This is a genomic window from Pseudomonas fluorescens (assembly GCF_001623525.1).
Taxonomy (GTDB): domain Bacteria; phylum Pseudomonadota; class Gammaproteobacteria; order Pseudomonadales; family Pseudomonadaceae; genus Aquipseudomonas; species Aquipseudomonas fluorescens_Q.
This window is the reverse complement of record NZ_CP015225.1, coordinates 358,080-373,803: the sequence shown is the minus strand read 5'-3', so window position 1 is coordinate 373,803 and position 15,724 is coordinate 358,080. Positions and strand designations below refer to the sequence as shown.

The 15,724-nt window shown below is 61.0% G+C and carries 14 protein-coding genes; 5 read left to right on the top strand and 9 right to left on the bottom strand.

Annotated features, from left to right (window positions below; genetic code table 11):
* Positions 1-14: 14 nt before the first annotated feature.
* The 6 genes from cysG to TK06_RS01510 all read right to left on the bottom strand — a co-directional run bounded on the left by cysG (position 15) and on the right by TK06_RS01510 (position 7,592).
* The gene (cysG, locus tag TK06_RS01535) at positions 15-1,409 is read right to left on the bottom strand and encodes a siroheme synthase CysG (protein ID WP_063320496.1); all 1,395 of its coding nucleotides are present in this window, start codon (positions 1,407-1,409) and stop codon (positions 15-17) included.
* The gene (serS, locus tag TK06_RS01530) at positions 1,410-2,690 is read right to left on the bottom strand and encodes a serine--tRNA ligase (protein ID WP_063320495.1); all 1,281 of its coding nucleotides are present in this window, start codon (positions 2,688-2,690) and stop codon (positions 1,410-1,412) included.
* Positions 2,691-2,702: 12 nt separating this feature from the next.
* On the bottom strand, positions 2,703-3,080 hold the full coding sequence (gene crcB / locus TK06_RS01525; protein ID WP_063320494.1) for a fluoride efflux transporter CrcB: 378 nt from the start codon (positions 3,078-3,080) through the stop codon (positions 2,703-2,705).
* Positions 3,077-4,402, bottom strand: coding sequence for a replication-associated recombination protein A (locus TK06_RS01520; RefSeq protein ID WP_063320493.1), 1,326 nt, complete (start codon positions 4,400-4,402; stop codon positions 3,077-3,079). The genes crcB and TK06_RS01520 overlap by 4 nt, the downstream gene beginning before the upstream one ends.
* A gap of 103 nt (positions 4,403-4,505) precedes the next feature.
* Positions 4,506-5,129 carry an outer membrane lipoprotein chaperone LolA gene (gene lolA, locus TK06_RS01515; RefSeq protein WP_063320492.1) on the bottom strand — a complete coding sequence of 208 codons (624 nt, stop codon included), beginning with the start codon at positions 5,127-5,129 and terminating at the stop codon, positions 4,506-4,508.
* Between the two features lie 57 nt (positions 5,130-5,186).
* A complete protein-coding gene (locus tag TK06_RS01510; RefSeq protein WP_063320491.1) occupies positions 5,187-7,592 on the bottom strand; it encodes a DNA translocase FtsK in 2,406 nt (801 codons plus the stop codon).
* Between the two features lie 308 nt (positions 7,593-7,900).
* Here TK06_RS01510 and trxB point away from each other — a divergent pair, with 308 nt between their 5' ends.
* From trxB to infA, 4 genes are all read left to right on the top strand, one after another.
* Positions 7,901-8,860 carry a thioredoxin-disulfide reductase gene (trxB, locus tag TK06_RS01505; protein ID WP_063320490.1) on the top strand — a complete coding sequence of 320 codons (960 nt, stop codon included), beginning with the start codon at positions 7,901-7,903 and terminating at the stop codon, positions 8,858-8,860.
* An 81-nt stretch (positions 8,861-8,941) separates the two neighbouring features.
* Positions 8,942-9,622 (top strand): leucyl/phenylalanyl-tRNA--protein transferase, encoded by a 681-nt coding sequence (gene aat / locus TK06_RS01500; protein WP_063320489.1) that lies wholly within the window; start codon positions 8,942-8,944, stop codon positions 9,620-9,622.
* Between the two features lie 57 nt (positions 9,623-9,679).
* Positions 9,680-10,387, top strand: a complete 708-nt coding sequence (locus TK06_RS01495; protein WP_063320488.1) for an arginyltransferase — start codon at positions 9,680-9,682, stop codon at positions 10,385-10,387.
* A 123-nt stretch (positions 10,388-10,510) separates the two neighbouring features.
* Positions 10,511-10,729 carry a translation initiation factor IF-1 gene (gene infA / locus TK06_RS01490; protein ID WP_002553999.1) on the top strand — a complete coding sequence of 73 codons (219 nt, stop codon included), beginning with the start codon at positions 10,511-10,513 and terminating at the stop codon, positions 10,727-10,729.
* A 217-nt stretch (positions 10,730-10,946) separates the two neighbouring features.
* Here the strand turns inward: infA and clpA are convergent, their stop codons facing one another.
* A complete protein-coding gene (clpA, locus tag TK06_RS01485) occupies positions 10,947-13,217 on the bottom strand; it encodes an ATP-dependent Clp protease ATP-binding subunit ClpA (RefSeq protein WP_063320487.1) in 2,271 nt (756 codons plus the stop codon).
* A gap of 29 nt (positions 13,218-13,246) precedes the next feature.
* Positions 13,247-13,609 (bottom strand): ATP-dependent Clp protease adapter ClpS, encoded by a 363-nt coding sequence (gene clpS, locus TK06_RS01480; protein ID WP_003180089.1) that lies wholly within the window; start codon positions 13,607-13,609, stop codon positions 13,247-13,249.
* Between the two features lie 226 nt (positions 13,610-13,835).
* Here clpS and TK06_RS01475 point away from each other — a divergent pair, with 226 nt between their 5' ends.
* A complete protein-coding gene (locus TK06_RS01475) occupies positions 13,836-14,105 on the top strand; it encodes a cold shock domain-containing protein (protein WP_063320486.1) in 270 nt (89 codons plus the stop codon).
* A 77-nt stretch (positions 14,106-14,182) separates the two neighbouring features.
* On the opposite strand, the gene icd is transcribed toward TK06_RS01475, so the two are convergent.
* Positions 14,183-15,439 (bottom strand): NADP-dependent isocitrate dehydrogenase, encoded by a 1,257-nt coding sequence (gene icd / locus TK06_RS01470; protein WP_063320485.1) that lies wholly within the window; start codon positions 15,437-15,439, stop codon positions 14,183-14,185.
* Positions 15,440-15,724: the final 285 nt, after the last annotated feature.

Here is a 15,724-nt window from a genome sequence, read left to right as displayed (position 1 = left end):
CGGTGCGGGTCTTTCTAGACCTGCCCCTGAGCCCCTTCAAACCAAGCTAGTTTCTCGCGCAACTGCACCACTTCCCCAACGATCACCAGCGTCGGCGCATGAACTTCGTGCTCGGCCACCAGCCGTGGCAAGTCCGCCAAAGTGCCGGTAAAGACCCGCTGGTTGGACGTCGTGCCCTGCTGGATCAGTGCCGCAGGCGTATCCGCCGCACGGCCATGCTTGATCAGCTCGCTGCAAATCATCGGCAGGCCGACCAAACCCATGTAGAACACCAATGTCTGGGCCGGAGAGACCAGGTCGGCCCAAGGCAAGTCACTGGTGCCATCCTTGAGATGGCCGGTGATGAAACGCACCGATTGGGCATAGTCGCGATGGGTCAGCGGGATCCCGGCGTAGGCCGCGCAACCGCTGGCCGCGGTGATGCCCGGGACGACCTGGAACGGAATGCCATGGGCCGCCAGTTCTTCGATCTCCTCGCCGCCGCGCCCGAAGATGAACGGATCGCCCCCCTTCAACCGCACCACGCGCTTGCCCTGGCGGGCCAGGTCGACCAATTGCTGGTTGATCTGGTCCTGGGGCACGGCGTGTTCGGAACGACGCTTGCCGACGTAGATGCGCTCGGCGTCGCGCCGGCACAGTTCCAGGATCGCCGGCGCCACCAGGCGGTCGTACAGCACCACGTCGGCCTGCTGCATCAAGCGCAAGGCGCGGAAGGTCAACAGGTCCGGATCACCCGGCCCGGCGCCCACCAGATAAACTTCGCCCGGCGCGTTCGGCGCCTGGCCATCGATCTTTTCCCGCAGTAGACGCTCGGCTTCCGCGCCCTGCCCGGCCAGTTGCCGGTCGGCGATAGGGCCCTGGAACACTTCTTCCCAGAACGCCCGTCGTTGCTGCACATCGGGAAACAAGCCTTTGACCTGGCTGCGAAAACGCGCCGCCAACCCAGCCAACTGCCCGTAGGTCGACGGAATCCAGGTTTCCAGCTTGGCCCGGATCAACCGCGCCAGCACCGGCGCATCGCCGCCACTGGACACCGCGATCACCAAGGGTGAACGGTCGACAATCGCCGGGAAGATCACGCTGCACAGCGCCGGCGCGTCCACCACGTTGACCGGCACGCAACGCTTATGAGCGTCTGCCGAGACCTGGGCATTGAGCGGTTCGTCGTCGGTGGCGGCGATGATCAGGCCGCAGCCGTCCAGATCCGCTTCGACGTAACCACGCAGGATGCATTCACCGCCGCTGCCACTGACCAGTTCCCGCAACTGCGGTTCGATGTCGGGTGCGACCACCCGCAGCAGCGCACCGGCATCGGCCAGCAAGCGAGACTTGCGCAAGGCAATCTCCCCGCCGCCGACCACCAGCACGCGGCTGCCGCGCAGGTTGTGGAACAGTGGCAAATAGTCCATTTAGCCGATGACCTCGATGCCGCCCATGTAGGGCTTCAACACTTCAGGCACACGGATCGAACCGTCGGCCTGCTGGTAGTTTTCCAGCACCGCCACCAGGGTACGACCCACCGCCAGGCCGGAGCCATTGAGGGTGTGGACCAGTTCCGGCTTGCCGGTTTCCGGATTGCGGAAACGCGCCTGCATGCGGCGGGCCTGGAAGTCACCGCAGTTGGAGCACGAAGAAATCTCGCGGTACTTGTCCTGGCTCGGGATCCAGACTTCCAGGTCGTAGGTCTTGACCGCGCTGAAGCCCATGTCACCGGTGCACAGGGCCAGGGTGCGATACGGCAGTTCCAACAGCTGCAGGACCTTCTCGGCGTTGGCGGTCAGGCTTTCCAGCGCTTCCATGGATTTCGACGGTTCGACAATCTGGACCATCTCGACCTTGTCGAACTGGTGCTGGCGGATCATGCCGCGGGTATCACGGCCCGACGCCCCGGCTTCACTGCGGAAGCATGGCGTGTGGGCGACGAACTTGATCGGCAGTTGCTTGGCGTCGACGATCTCGCCGGCCACGATGTTGGTCAGCGACACTTCGGCGGTCGGGATCAGGTACAGGTCGGCCTCGCCTTCGCGGCTGATCTTGAACAGGTCTTCCTCGAATTTCGGCAACTGGCCAGTGCCTTGCAGGGCCGGGGCCTGGACCAGGTACGGCGTGTAGGCTTCTTCGTAGCCGTGCTCGGTGACGTGCAGGTTGATCATGAACTGCGCCAGGGCCCGGTGCAGACGGGCAATCGGCCCACGCAGCAAGGCAAAACGGGCGCCCGACAGCTTGGCGGCGGTTTCGAAATCCAGCCAGCCGAATTTCTCGCCCAGGGCGACATGGTCCTGGACCGGGAAATCGAAGGTTGTCGGCGTGCCCCAACGGCGCACTTCGACGTTGCCGTCTTCGTCTTCACCGACCGGCACCGACTCATGAGGCAGGTTGGGGATGCCCAGCAGGATCGAATCCAGCTCGGTCTGGATTGCGTCCAGTTCGACCTTGCCGGCACTCAACTCGCCCGCCATGCGCTCGACATCGGCCATCAGCGGCGCGATGTCTTCACCGCGTTGCTTGGCCTGACCGATGGATTTGGAGCGCGCGTTACGTTCAGCCTGCAGGGCTTCGGTGCGGGTCTGGACGGTCTTGCGCTGTTCTTCCAGCGCTTCGATGCGCGCGACGTCCAGGGCAAAGCCACGGGATGCCAGGCGGTCCGCTACGTCCTGAAGGTTGCTACGTAACAGTTTGGAATCGAGCATGTCGGTCTCTCGTTAGATAAGTTTGGTCAGGGACAGGCCGGCCCAGGTGGCGAGCAGCCCGCCGAATACGCTGATGGCCGCGTAGCCCAGGGCCAGCGGCACCTGCCCGCTTTCCAGCAGGCGCACCGTATCCAGTGAAAAGGATGAAAAGGTCGTCAGGCCGCCAAGGAAGCCGACGATGAGCCCGGCACGCACTTCGACAGGCACTTCCGGGCGAATCAAAAACAGGCCGTACAGGACGCCGATCAGCAGACAGCCCACGATATTAACGGCCAGCGTCGCGGTATAGAAGTGCCGCGGCCAATTTGCGCTGACCCAATTGCTGGTGGCGAACCGTGCCAAGGTGCCGGCAACACCGCCAGCGGAGACTGCAAGGATCAAGGGAATCAAGGTTTTCTCCGCTGCCGTGGACTCAAGCGGTCCAGTTGGGCCAAGTGGTTGAGCTTCTCGCCGATCTTCAGCTCCAGGCCCCGGGGCACCGGCTGGTAGAACCGCTGGGGTTCGAGTTCGTCGGGAAAATAGTCTTCACCGGCAGCATAGGCGTCCGGCTCATCGTGGGCGTAACGGTATTCTTCGCCGTAGCCCAACTGCTTCATGAGCTTGGTCGGCGCGTTGCGCAGGTGCAGCGGCACCTCGAGGGAGCCGTGCTCGGTAGCGCTGCGCATCGCGGCCTTGAAGCCCATGTAGACGGCGTTGCTTTTCGGCGCGCTGGCCAGGTAGGTAATGGCCTGGGCCACGGCGAGCTCGCCTTCCGGGCTGCCGAGGCGCTCCTGCACATCCCAGGCTGCCAGGCACAGGCTCAGGGCCCGCGGGTCGGCATTGCCGATGTCTTCGCTGGCCATGCGCACCACGCGCCGCGCCAGGTACAGCGGATCGCAGCCGCCGTCGATCATGCGCGCAAACCAGTACAAGGCGGCGTCGGGGTTGGAGCCGCGGATGGATTTGTGCAGCGCCGAAATCTGGTCGTAGAACGCTTCGCCGCCCTTGTCGAAGCGTCGACGGGTATCCCCCAGCAGGCTTTGCAGCAGCTCGACACCAATCTCGCTGTCGTCTTCGGCCAGGTCCGAGGCGTTTTCCAGCAGGTTGAGCAAACGTCGGCCATCGCCATCGGCGGCTGAAAACAGGATCTGGAAGCCTTCATCGCTGAGGCTCAAATGCCGCTTGCCCAGGCCGCGTTCCTCGGTCAGCGCCCGATGCACCAGCTTGCGCATCGCCGCCTCGTCGAGGCTCTTGAGCACATAGACCCGCGCCCGGGACAGCAAGGCGTTGTTGAGTTCGAACGAAGGGTTTTCGGTGGTCGCGCCGATGAAGATCAGCGTGCCGTCTTCGACGTAGGGCAGGAACGCGTCCTGTTGGGACTTGTTGAAGCGGTGCACTTCGTCGACGAACAGGATGGTGCGCTTGCCGTACTGCCCGGCCTGCTGCTTGGCCACTTCCACCGCCTGGCGGATTTCCTTGACCCCGGCCAGCACCGCCGACACCGTTTCGAAGTGGGCATCCGAGACTTCTGCCAGCAGTCGCGCCAGGGTGGTCTTGCCCACGCCCGGCGGGCCCCAGAAGATCATCGAGTGCAAGGCACCCTGCTCCAAGGCTTCGCGCAAAGGCTTGCCGCGAGCGAGCACATGCTCCTGGCCGACGTACTCATCCAGGTTGGTCGCACGCAGGCGGGCGGCCAATGGCTGGGCAATCGGGGCGCTTCGAAACAGGTCCATGATTACTTACAAAACCTCCGCTGGGTCCTGTGCCGATCAGTTAAACAAATGAACACCACAATCCATTGTGGGAGCGAGCTTGCTCCCACAGGGGGGACCGGGGTTATTCCTGGATCACATCGGCACCCTTGGGGATGTCGAACTTGAACTTGGACGCGGCGATCGGCTCGTTGGCCTTGACCCCGGTGAACAGGATGTTGGTGCGCTGGCCGACACTGTCGATCAGTTGCATATCGTTGACCAGGCCGTTACGGAACGACAGGCGCAGGCTGTCGAACAGGCTGTCCTTGGTCTTGGGCTTGAGGGTGAAGTCAATCACGCCCCCAGCCTCCTTGGAGGTGATCTCGAAGCTCTGGCTGATCTCGGAGATGTCGCCGGAGAGCAGCAACGCCGGCGTCTGGGTCAGGCGCTGGTCGAGGGTCTTGATGGTCACCTGTTCCAGGTCCGGGTCCCACAGGGAGACTTTCTTGCCATCGGAGACCATCAGTTGTTCGGCTGGCGCATCGGTGTGCCAGTAGAACAGGCCTGGACGCTGCAGGGCCATGTCGCCGGCGGTTTCCTGCAATTGGGTACCACTGCCATCGAGGGTCAACTGGGAGAAACGTGCCGTCAGGGTCTGGGAGCCCCCCAGCAATTGGGTCAGGCGGGCCACATCCTTTTCGCCGGCGTGGGCCGACAAGGTGGTCAGGGCCAGTACGGGCAACAGCAACATGCGAATCAGGCGCATGGGAGTCCTCATGAAGTCGTGGGGGGCGAGCGGCGTGTCAGCAGGCCGCCCGGGTCATTAGTCGCGCATCGGGCCCGGCGCCAGTACTTCGCGCGAGCCGTTGGTGTTCATGGCCGTCACCACCCCGGCCATTTCCATGGCTTCGATCATGCGGGCGGCGCGGTTGTAGCCAATCTTCAGCTTGCGCTGAACGGCAGAAATCGAGGCTCGGCGGCTCTCCAGGACGAACTGCACCGCTTCGTCGTAGAGCGCATCGGTTTCAGCATCGTCGTCACCGCCGCCACTGCTGCCCTCGAAACCGCTGCCAGCTTCTTCGACACCGTTGAGAATGTCGTCGTTGTATTCAGGAGCACCACGCAGTTTCCAGGCCTCCACCACGCGGTGCACTTCGTCATCGGAGACGAACGCGCCATGCACGCGAATCGGCAGGCTGGTGCCCGGCGGCATGTAGAGCATGTCACCGTGACCGAGCAACTGCTCGGCGCCACCCTGGTCGATGATGGTCCGCGAGTCGATCTTGCTCGACACCTGGAACGCCATGCGCGTCGGAATGTTGGCCTTGATCAGGCCGGTGATCACGTCCACCGACGGCCGCTGTGTCGCGAGAATCAAGTGGATACCGGCCGCACGGGCCTTCTGGGCGATACGGGCGATCAGTTCTTCGACCTTCTTGCCGACGATCATCATCATGTCGGCGAATTCATCCACCACCACCACAATGGTCGGCAGCTTGTGCAGCAGCGGCGCTTCGTCGTGGATGTTTTCGCGGTGGTACAGCGGGTCGCTCAGCGGCGTACCGGCCTCTTCGGCTTCCTTGACCTTGGCGTTGAAGCCCGACAGGTTACGCACGCCCATCTTCGCCATCAGCTTGTAGCGGCGCTCCATCTCGGCGACGCTCCAGCGCAGCGCGTTGGCGGCGTCCTTCATGTCGGTGACCACCGGGCACAGCAAGTGCGGGATGCCCTCATAGATGGACAGCTCGAGCATTTTCGGGTCGATCATGATCAGCTTGGCGTCTTCGGGGCCGGATTTGAACAGAATCGACAGGATCATCGCGTTCACACCCACCGACTTACCGGAACCGGTGGTACCGGCCACCAGCAGGTGGGGCATTTTCGCCAGGTCGGTGATGACCGGCTTGCCGCCGATGTCGTGACCCAGGGCCAGGGTAACCGGCGACTTGTGGTTGTCGTACTCAGGCGTCGACAACACTTCCGAGAAGCGCACGATCTGCCGGTCTTCGTTGGGAATCTCGATACCCACGGTGGTCTTGCCGGGAATCACTTCCACCACCCGTACGCTGGTCACGGCCAGGGAACGCGCCAGGTCCTTCGCGAGGTTGGCGATGCGGCTGACCTTCACGCCGGCGGCTGGCTGGATTTCGTAGCGGGTGATGACCGGCCCCGGGTGGATCGAGTCCACCGAGACCTCGACGCCGAACTCCTTGAGCTTGATCTCCAGCAAATGGCCGACGGCCGCCAGGGATTCGGGGGAATAGTTGAGTTGTTTCTTCTCGGCCGGGTCCAGGATCGAGATCGGCGGCAAGGTGCCTTCCACCGCGCTGTCGACGAACAGCGGCGCCTGTTTCTCCTTCTGGACGCGCTTGCTTTGCTCGGGCGGCTTGGCCGGGGCCATGGTGATGACCGGCGGCACCTGTTTCTCGCGCTCGGACATGTGCTTGCTCAACGCCTGCTCACGCTCGATCAGGCGCTCCTTGACCTTGGCCTGCTCGCGTTTGTCCGGCGTCGTCGGGGCTACCACGTCGTGGACGCGGTCGTCGACTTCACGCAGTTGCGCCACCAATTGCTTGCGCTCGGTGCGCGCCGCCCACCAGCGGTTCATGGCGCCCTGGATCAGTTCGATCAGGTCGAGGGTGATCTTGCCGGTGACGTCCATGACCTTGAACCACGACAGGTCGGTGAACACCGTCAGGCCGAACAGGAACAGGGCGATGAACAGCAGCGTACTGCCCTGGATGTTCAGGGCGTTCCTGGCCAGGTCGCCGAGGCTTTCCCCCAACGCCCCGCCCGCCCCGGCCGGCAAGCCGGTGGGCGCGTGGAAATGGATATGGGCCAGTGCGGCCCCCGACAACACCAGGAACACCAGGCCGATCAGCCGCCAGGAGAACAGCCAGCCGCTCCACTGCCACGGCTCGTGGCGCTGGCGGAAGATCTGGTAGGCCTTGATCGCCAGCAGCAACGGGAAGATGTAGGCGAAATAGCCCAGCACCATGAACAGGATGTCGGCGCTGTAGGAACCGGCCGGACCGCCGAAATTCTGCACATCGTCGATCTTGCTGTTATGGCTCCAGCCCGGATCGTCCTTGCCGTAGGTCAGCAGGGCCATCATCAGGAACAGGCACAGGGCGCCGATGGCGATCAACGCACCTTCCTTGAGCCGGTAGTGCAGTTGCTGGCGCCAGAGCGGAACGACTGGTTTGGGTGCTGCGGTGGATTTCTTCAAAACGCTTCTTTTCCTGCGCCAACGGCGCGTCCATCTGTTGAATGACTATAAAAAACTGCCCACGACGAGCAGGTAAAAAAGTGAATGTGCACAACCGGTACTACTTTTACCACTGTGGGGTGCATCCAGAAAACCGCAGGCGTTGCCGAAGATTTTGATCTTTAGCCTATCCTGCGTTCAAAACTCAAGCATTGTACGGTTTTGTCCGCGCCAAGGCATTGCCTGACAGCATAGCCGAATACAGGGTATACACGCGCCAATTGGACCATGCATTCTCTTTTGTGACAAAGGCTTATGAGGTGTTTTTTATGAGCGAAGTGAAGCATTCACGCCTGATCATTCTCGGTTCGGGCCCTGCGGGGTACAGCGCTGCCGTTTATGCTGCCCGCGCCAACCTCAAACCCGTTGTCATTACCGGCCTGCAGGCCGGTGGCCAGCTCACCACCACGGTGGAAGTCGACAACTGGCCCGGCGACGTCGAAGGCCTGACGGGCCCGGTACTGATGGAACGCATGCAACGGCACGCCGAGCGCTTCGACACGCAGATCGTCTACGACCATATTCACACCGCCAAGTTGCAACAGCGTCCCTTCGAGCTTATCGGCGACAGCGGCACCTACACCTGCGATGCGCTGATCATTGCCACCGGCGCTTCCGCGCAATACCTGGGCCTGCCCTCGGAAGAGACCTTCGCCGGCAAAGGCGTTTCAGCCTGTGCAACCTGCGATGGCTTTTTCTATCGAAACCAGGTGGTGGCCGTGGTCGGCGGCGGTAACACGGCGGTCGAGGAAGCCTTGTACCTGTCGAACATCGCCAGGGAAGTGCACCTGATCCACCGTCGCGACAAGCTGCGTTCAGAGAAGATCCTGCAGGACAAACTCTTCGAAAAGGCCGCCAGCGGCAATATCAAGCTGCATTGGAACCAGAACCTGGATGAAGTCCTGGGCGACGCCAGCGGCGTGACTGGCGCGCGCCTGCGCCACAGCGAGACCGGCGAAACCAGCACCTTGCCCCTGGCCGGCGTATTCATTGCTATCGGCCATAAACCCAATACCGAGCTATTCCAGGGCCAGTTGAAGATGCGTGACGGCTACCTGTTCGTACGCGGCGGCAGCGAAGGCAACGCCACCGCGACCGATATCGAGGGCGTGTTCGCCGCCGGCGATGTGGCCGACCACGTCTATCGCCAGGCAATTACCTCCGCCGGTGCCGGCTGCATGGCCGCACTCGACGCTGAGAAGTATCTCGATGACATCCCTGCCGTTTGACGGTTAACCTTCCAGGCGGGCGCTCGCGGATGGGCGAAGCCCGCCACCAGCCGCCCTCCCCTTCTACTAAGCCGGATACCAATGCTGACCTGGTTACAACGCAACAGCTTCGAGTTCCCGCCCCTGGCAAAAGCCATGCGCGACCCCAACGGGTTATTGGCCGCCGGTGGCGACCTATCCGCCGACAGGTTGGTCCAGGCGTATCGCCATGGTTGCTTCCCATGGTTTTCCGAGGGGCAGCCGATCCTCTGGTGGTCGCCAGACCCGCGCACGGTGCTGTTTCCCGACGAACTGCACATTTCCCGCAGCCTGGGCAAACTGCTGCGCAAGCAGCGCTATGAAGTGACGTTCGATCGGGATTTTGCCGCAGTCATCCAGGCCTGCGCGGCGCCGCGGGAGTATGCCGAGGGCACCTGGATCACCGACGCCATGCAAACCGCCTATCTGGAACTGCACCGACGCGGTTTCGCCCATTCGGTGGAAGTGTGGGACCAAGGGGCGCTGGTGGGCGGCCTGTATGGCTTAGCCATGGGCCAGCTGTTTTTTGGCGAGTCGATGTTCAGCCGAGCCGACAATGCGTCGAAATTCGGCTTCGCGAGGCTGGTCCAACACCTCAAGGCCGCCGGTTTCGTGCTGATCGACTGCCAGATGCCCACCGAGCATCTGCACAGCCTGGGCGCCCGCTCGATTCCACGGACTGAGTTTGCTGGCTATCTCAAGGCCCATCTGGATCAACCCAACCACGCAACCTGGGTTTGCTGAGCGACATTCGCGCGCGTGGCTTACACTTAAATCTAAAAGCTTATCCGAGGGTTGATCATGACCGAGTTGGCGCGCTTGAAGTTCTATGCCACTCAGCCCCACTCTTGCAGTTATCTGCCGGAGGAGCAGGCCACGACGCTGTTCCTCGACCCCAGCCAGCCCATGGATGTGCATGTCTACGCAGACCTGTCGGAAATGGGCTTTCGTCGTAGCGGCGACCACCTCTACCGGCCCCATTGCCAGCATTGCAACGCCTGCGTCCCGGCGCGCATCCCTGTGACGCAATTTTTGCCCAACCGTCAGCAGAAACGCATTTTCAAGCGCAACGCCGATCTTCAGGTCCGCCCGGCCAAGCCGCAGTTCACCGAAGAATATTTCGACCTGTACCAGCGCTACATTGAACAACGCCATGCCGATGGCGACATGTACCCACCCAGTCGGGATCAGTTCTCGACCTTCCTGGTGCGCGACCTGCCGTTTTCCCGCTTCTACGAGTTCCGACTGGACGGGCGCCTGGTCGCCATCGCCGTCACGGACCTGCTGCCCAATGGACTTTCGGCGGTGTACACCTTCTACGAGCCGGACGAAGAACGGCGCAGCCTGGGACGGTTTGCCATCCTCTGGCAAATCAACGAAGCCCGGCGCCTGGGCCTGGAAGCGGTGTACCTGGGCTACTGGATCAAGAACTGCAAGAAAATGAACTACAAGACCCAATATCGCCCCATTGAACTGCTGATTAACCAGCGGTGGGTTGTCCTGAGTTAAACCCCTTCGGCTTATAAAGCTAGAACCCCTTGGCTTGCCCCCCCTTTTTCGGGCACAATGCACGCCGCTTTTGCCTGGCGCAGTTGCACCGGGCCATTCACTGGATACCGAGGGCTTTACTGCATGTCGAAAGAAGACAGCTTCGAAATGGAAGGCACTGTCGTCGACACCCTGCCCAACACCATGTTTCGTGTGGAGTTGGAAAATGGGCACGTCGTAACCGCGCATATCTCCGGCAAGATGCGCAAGAACTACATTCGTATTCTTACCGGTGACAAAGTGCGCGTCGAGCTGACGCCCTATGACTTGAGCAAAGGGCGCATCACTTACCGCGCTCGCTAACAAGTCAATACAAAACGCCCGGCTGATGCCGGGCGTTTTTGTTTGCGCGCAACGCGGATCATTCCCACGCTCTGCGCGGGAATGCAGCCAGGGACGCTCTGCGTCCCAAAAGCCGAACGCGGAGCGTCCGTTGAGGCATTCCCACGCAGAGCGTGGGAACGATCCCATACACAGCAAAAAGGCGCCTTTCGGCGCCTTTTGCTTTGTTGCGGGTCGATCAGGCCATTTCGGCCGTGGTTTCGAAGTCGAAGGTCAGTTCGCCGTCCTTGATGTCGATGTGCACCACACCGCCATGCTCGGCCAGTTCGCCAAAGAGGATTTCCTCGGCCAGCGGACGCTTGATCTTGTCCTGGATCAAGCGAGCCATCGGCCGCGCGCCCATCGTCACATCGTAACCACCTTCTGCCAGCCAACTGCGGGCCGCATCGGTGACTTCCAACAAGACACGCTTGTCTTCGAGCTGCGCCTGAAGTTCGGTAAGGAACTTGTCCACCACGCTCTTGATGACTTCATGGCTGAGGCGACCAAACTGGATAATGGTATCCAGGCGGTTGCGGAATTCAGGCGTGAAGCTCTTCTTGATCACTTCCATCGCATCGGACGAGTGGTCCTGATGGGTGAAACCGATCGAAGCGCGAGCCGCAGTTTCGGCACCGGCGTTCGTGGTCATGATGATGATCACGTTGCGGAAGTCCGCCTTGCGCCCGTTGTTATCGGTCAGCGTGCCGTGGTCCATGACCTGCAGGAGCAGGTTGAAGACTTCCGGATGCGCCTTCTCGATTTCGTCGAGCAACAATACGCAGTGTGGCTGCTTGGTGATGGCTTCGGTCAGCAGGCCGCCCTGGTCGAAACCGACATAGCCTGGAGGCGCACCGATCAGACGCGATACGGTGTGGCGCTCCATGTACTCGGACATGTCGAAGCGAACCAGCTCGATACCCATTGCCTTGGCCAGTTGCCGCGCGGCCTCGGTCTTGCCGACGCCGGTAGGACCGGCGAACAGGAACGAACCCACGGGCTTGTCCGGCGATTTGAGACCGGCGCGGGACAGCTTGATGGCGGTCGACAGCGAGTCGATGGCCGCATCCTGGCCGAACACCGTCAGCTTCAGGTCACGCTCCAGGTTACGCAGCAACTCCTTGTCGGAACTGGTGACGTGCTTAGGCGGAATACGCGCGATTTTTGCCACGATGTCCTCGACCTGAGGCACTTCGATGCGCTTGACGCGCTTCTCCAACGGTTGCAGGCGCTGGTAGGCACCCGCCTCGTCGATGACGTCGATGGCCTTGTCCGGCATGTGCCGGTCGTTGATGTAACGCGAGGCCAGCTCAGCCGCCGCGCGCAGGGCTTCATCGCTGTATTCGATGTTGTGGTGCAGCTCGAAACGCCCTTTCAGGCCGCGCAGGATACCAATGGTGTCCTCCACCGAAGGCTCCGACACATCGACCTTCTGGAAACGCCGGGCCAGGGCACGGTCTTTCTCGAAGATCCCGCGAAATTCCTGGAACGTGGTCGAGCCGATGCAACGAATATCACCCGACGACAGCAATGGCTTGAGCAGGTTCGACGCATCCATGACCCCACCCGACGCCGCCCCGGCACCAATAATGGTGTGGATTTCGTCGATGAACAGGATCGCTTGCGGACGTTTTTTCAACTCGCCGAGCAACGCCTTGAAGCGTTTCTCGAAGTCACCGCGGTACTTGGTACCGGCCAGCAAGGCACCCAGGTCGAGGGAATACACCACGCTGTTGGCCAGCAGGTCCGGCACCTGGTCGTCAACGATGCGCTTGGCCAGGCCTTCGGCGATGGCGGTCTTGCCCACGCCCGCCTCGCCCACCAGCAATGGGTTGTTCTTGCGACGCCGAGCCAGGATCTGGGCAACACGCTCGACTTCCGCTTCGCGCCCGACCAGCGGGTCAATGCGCCCCTGGCGTGCCAGTTCGTTCAGGTTGCTGGCATAGGCATCCAATGGGTTGCCTGAAGAAGAAGACTCACCGCCCTCGTCGTCCTGCATATCCTGCTCACCCTCGGAATGATCGCCATGCCCCGGCACCTTGGAGATGCCATGGGCGATGTAGTTGACGACATCGATACGCGCAACGCTCTGCTGCTTGAGCAGGAACACCGCCTGGCTTTCCTGCTCGCTGAAGATGGCAACCAGCACGTTGGCGCCGGTGACTTCACGCTTGCCCGAGCTCTGTACATGGAAGACAGCACGCTGCAGGACACGCTGGAAGCCCAGGGTTGGCTGGGTTTCGCGATCCTCGTCATGAACGGGGATCAGTGGCGTGGTGGAGTCGATGAACTCCTGCAGATCATGCTTGAGTTTATCGAGGTTCGCGCCGCAGGCACGCAAAACGGTGGCGGCAGCCTCGTTATCCAATAGGGCCAGCAGCAGGTGTTCGACGGTCATGAATTCATGACGCTTCGAACGAGCCTCCTTGAAGGCAAGATTGAGGGTGACTTCGAGCTCGCGGTTTAACATAGCTTCACCTCATACCCAAGTGGTCGGCGTTAACCGTCCTTCTCGATTTCACAGAGTAGCGGATGCTGGCTTTCCCGGGCGTATTGGTTGACCTGCATGGCCTTCGTCTCGGCGATGTCGCGGGTAAACACTCCACATACTGCCCGTCCCTCTGTATGGACGGCCAGCATGACCTTGGTCGCCAGCTCGCGATTCAGGTTAAAAAACACCTCGAGCACTTCGACGACGAAATCCATCGGTGTGTAGTCATCGTTGAACAAAACCACCTTGTACATCGGTGGCGCCTGTAATGCAGGCTTTGCCTCCTGAACAGCAATGCCTGCGGAATCGTCGTCGTGTAGATCCGGGCGATCCTGATTGAATGTTAGTCGAATCTGGCTGACTGCATGCATGGAAAGAAAGGTTCGTTTAGTTGGCGAATACAGTGATGGGGGCGCTTGTGGGCGATTTCAACCACGACCACCCGGCCACCTTGACTATCGGCAAAACGGTGTTACAACCAATAGAGCCCATCGTGGGTTAAAAAGGTCCGTGGAATCTATCCTTACTTCAAGATTAGCCTGCGGATGGACTGGATGATACTCCAGTGATGGAGTGCGTTGCAGAGGGAAATGGGTTATGTCGGTCGTCAAGATGAATGGCAAGGTGAAATGGTTCAACAATGCCAAGGGCTACGGTTTCATTATCGCGGCCGGCAGGGATGATGAAGACCTTTTCGCCCATTACTCGGCCATCAACATGGAAGGCTATAAAACCCTGAAGGCCGGACAGCCTGTGACGTTCGACGTCATCCAGGGACCCAAGGGCCTGCACGCGGTCAACATCAAGGTTGTCACCGCCGAAGAAAAGCCCGCCCCCGTCCATGTCCGGGTCACCGAGACCCATTGACCGGCCGCCGTACCGGACAAATGAAAATGCCCGGCTCGATCACCCGAGCCGGGCATTCGCGCTGAGCGCCGATCCGCTTACATGTGCGAGATCAGGGCATCGCCGAAGCCCGAGGACGACACCAGCTTGGCGCCCTCCATCAGACGTTCGAAGTCATAGGTCACGGTCTTGGCCGAAATCGCGCCATTGGTGCCCTTGATGATCAGGTCGGCCGCTTCGGTCCAACCCATGTGGCGCAGCATCATTTCCGCCGACAGGATCAACGACCCCGGGTTGACCTGGTCCTTTCCGGCATACTTGGGCGCGGTACCGTGGGTGGCTTCGAACATGGCCACGGTATCGGACAGGTTGGCGCCTGGCGCAATACCGATACCGCCCACTTCCGCCGCCAGGGCGTCGGACAGGTAGTCACCGTTCAGGTTCAGGGTCGCAATTACGTCATATTCGGCCGGACGCAGCAGGATCTGCTGCAACATCGCATCGGCGATGGCGTCCTTGACGATGACATTCTTGCCGGTCTTCGGATTCTTGAACTGCATCCACGGCCCGCCGTCGAGCAAGGTCGCGCCAAACTCCTCGGCCGCCACTTCGTAGGCCCATTCCTTGAAGGCACCTTCGGTGAACTTCATGATGTTGCCTTTATGCACGATGGTCAGCGAGTCGCGGTCATTGTCGACAACATACTGCAAGGCCTTGCGGGCCAGGCGCTTGGTGCCCTGCTTGGAAACCGGCTTGACGCCGATGCCGCAGTCCTCGTCGAAACGGATCTTGGTCACACCCATTTCTTCTTTCAGGAACTTGATGACCTTGGTCGCTTCGGCCGAACCGGCCTTCCACTCGATGCCAGCGTAGATGTCCTCGGAGTTCTCGCGGAAGATCGTCATGTCCACGTCGCCAGGCTTCTTGACAGGGCTTGGCACGCCTTCGAACCAGCGCACCGGACGCAGGCACACGTACAGGTCGAGCTGCTGGCGCAGGGCCACGTTCAGCGAACGGATACCACCACCCACCGGCGTGGTCAGCGGACCCTTGATGGAAACCACGTAATCCTTGACCGCGTCCAGGGTTTCCTGGGGCAGCCAGGTGTCCTGGTCGTAGACTTGAGTCGCTTTCTCACCGGCATAGACTTCCATCCAGGAAATCTTGCGCTTGCCGCCATAGGCCTTCTGAACCGCAGCGTCCACAACCTTGATCATGACCGGACTGATATCGACGCCAATGCCGTCGCCTTCGATGAAGGGGATGATCGGGTTGTCGGGAACATTAAGAGAATGGTCTGCATTGACGGTGATTTTGTCACCGACGGCTGGAACCTGAATCTTTTGATACCCCATGCTGAACTCCATTGCTTGGATTGAACATCTGGCTGCGTTCGAGCGTACCCCACTTGAATCGGCGCGCAAACCCTACGTTAGGCTCATCCGGGGTAAAGCGTTGCAGTTCGCGGTGTACAACCCTGAAAACCAAGGGAAAAGCGCCAAACATGAGCATAGCCCGCACCTTGGGTACTGCGACGTTTAGACCAATGGACGTGTACGGAAGTCTATGAACCATCGGCAGATTGCCAGCTACCTATGTATAATGCCGCCGCTGACCACAGGGTCACGCTGGCTGAGCGC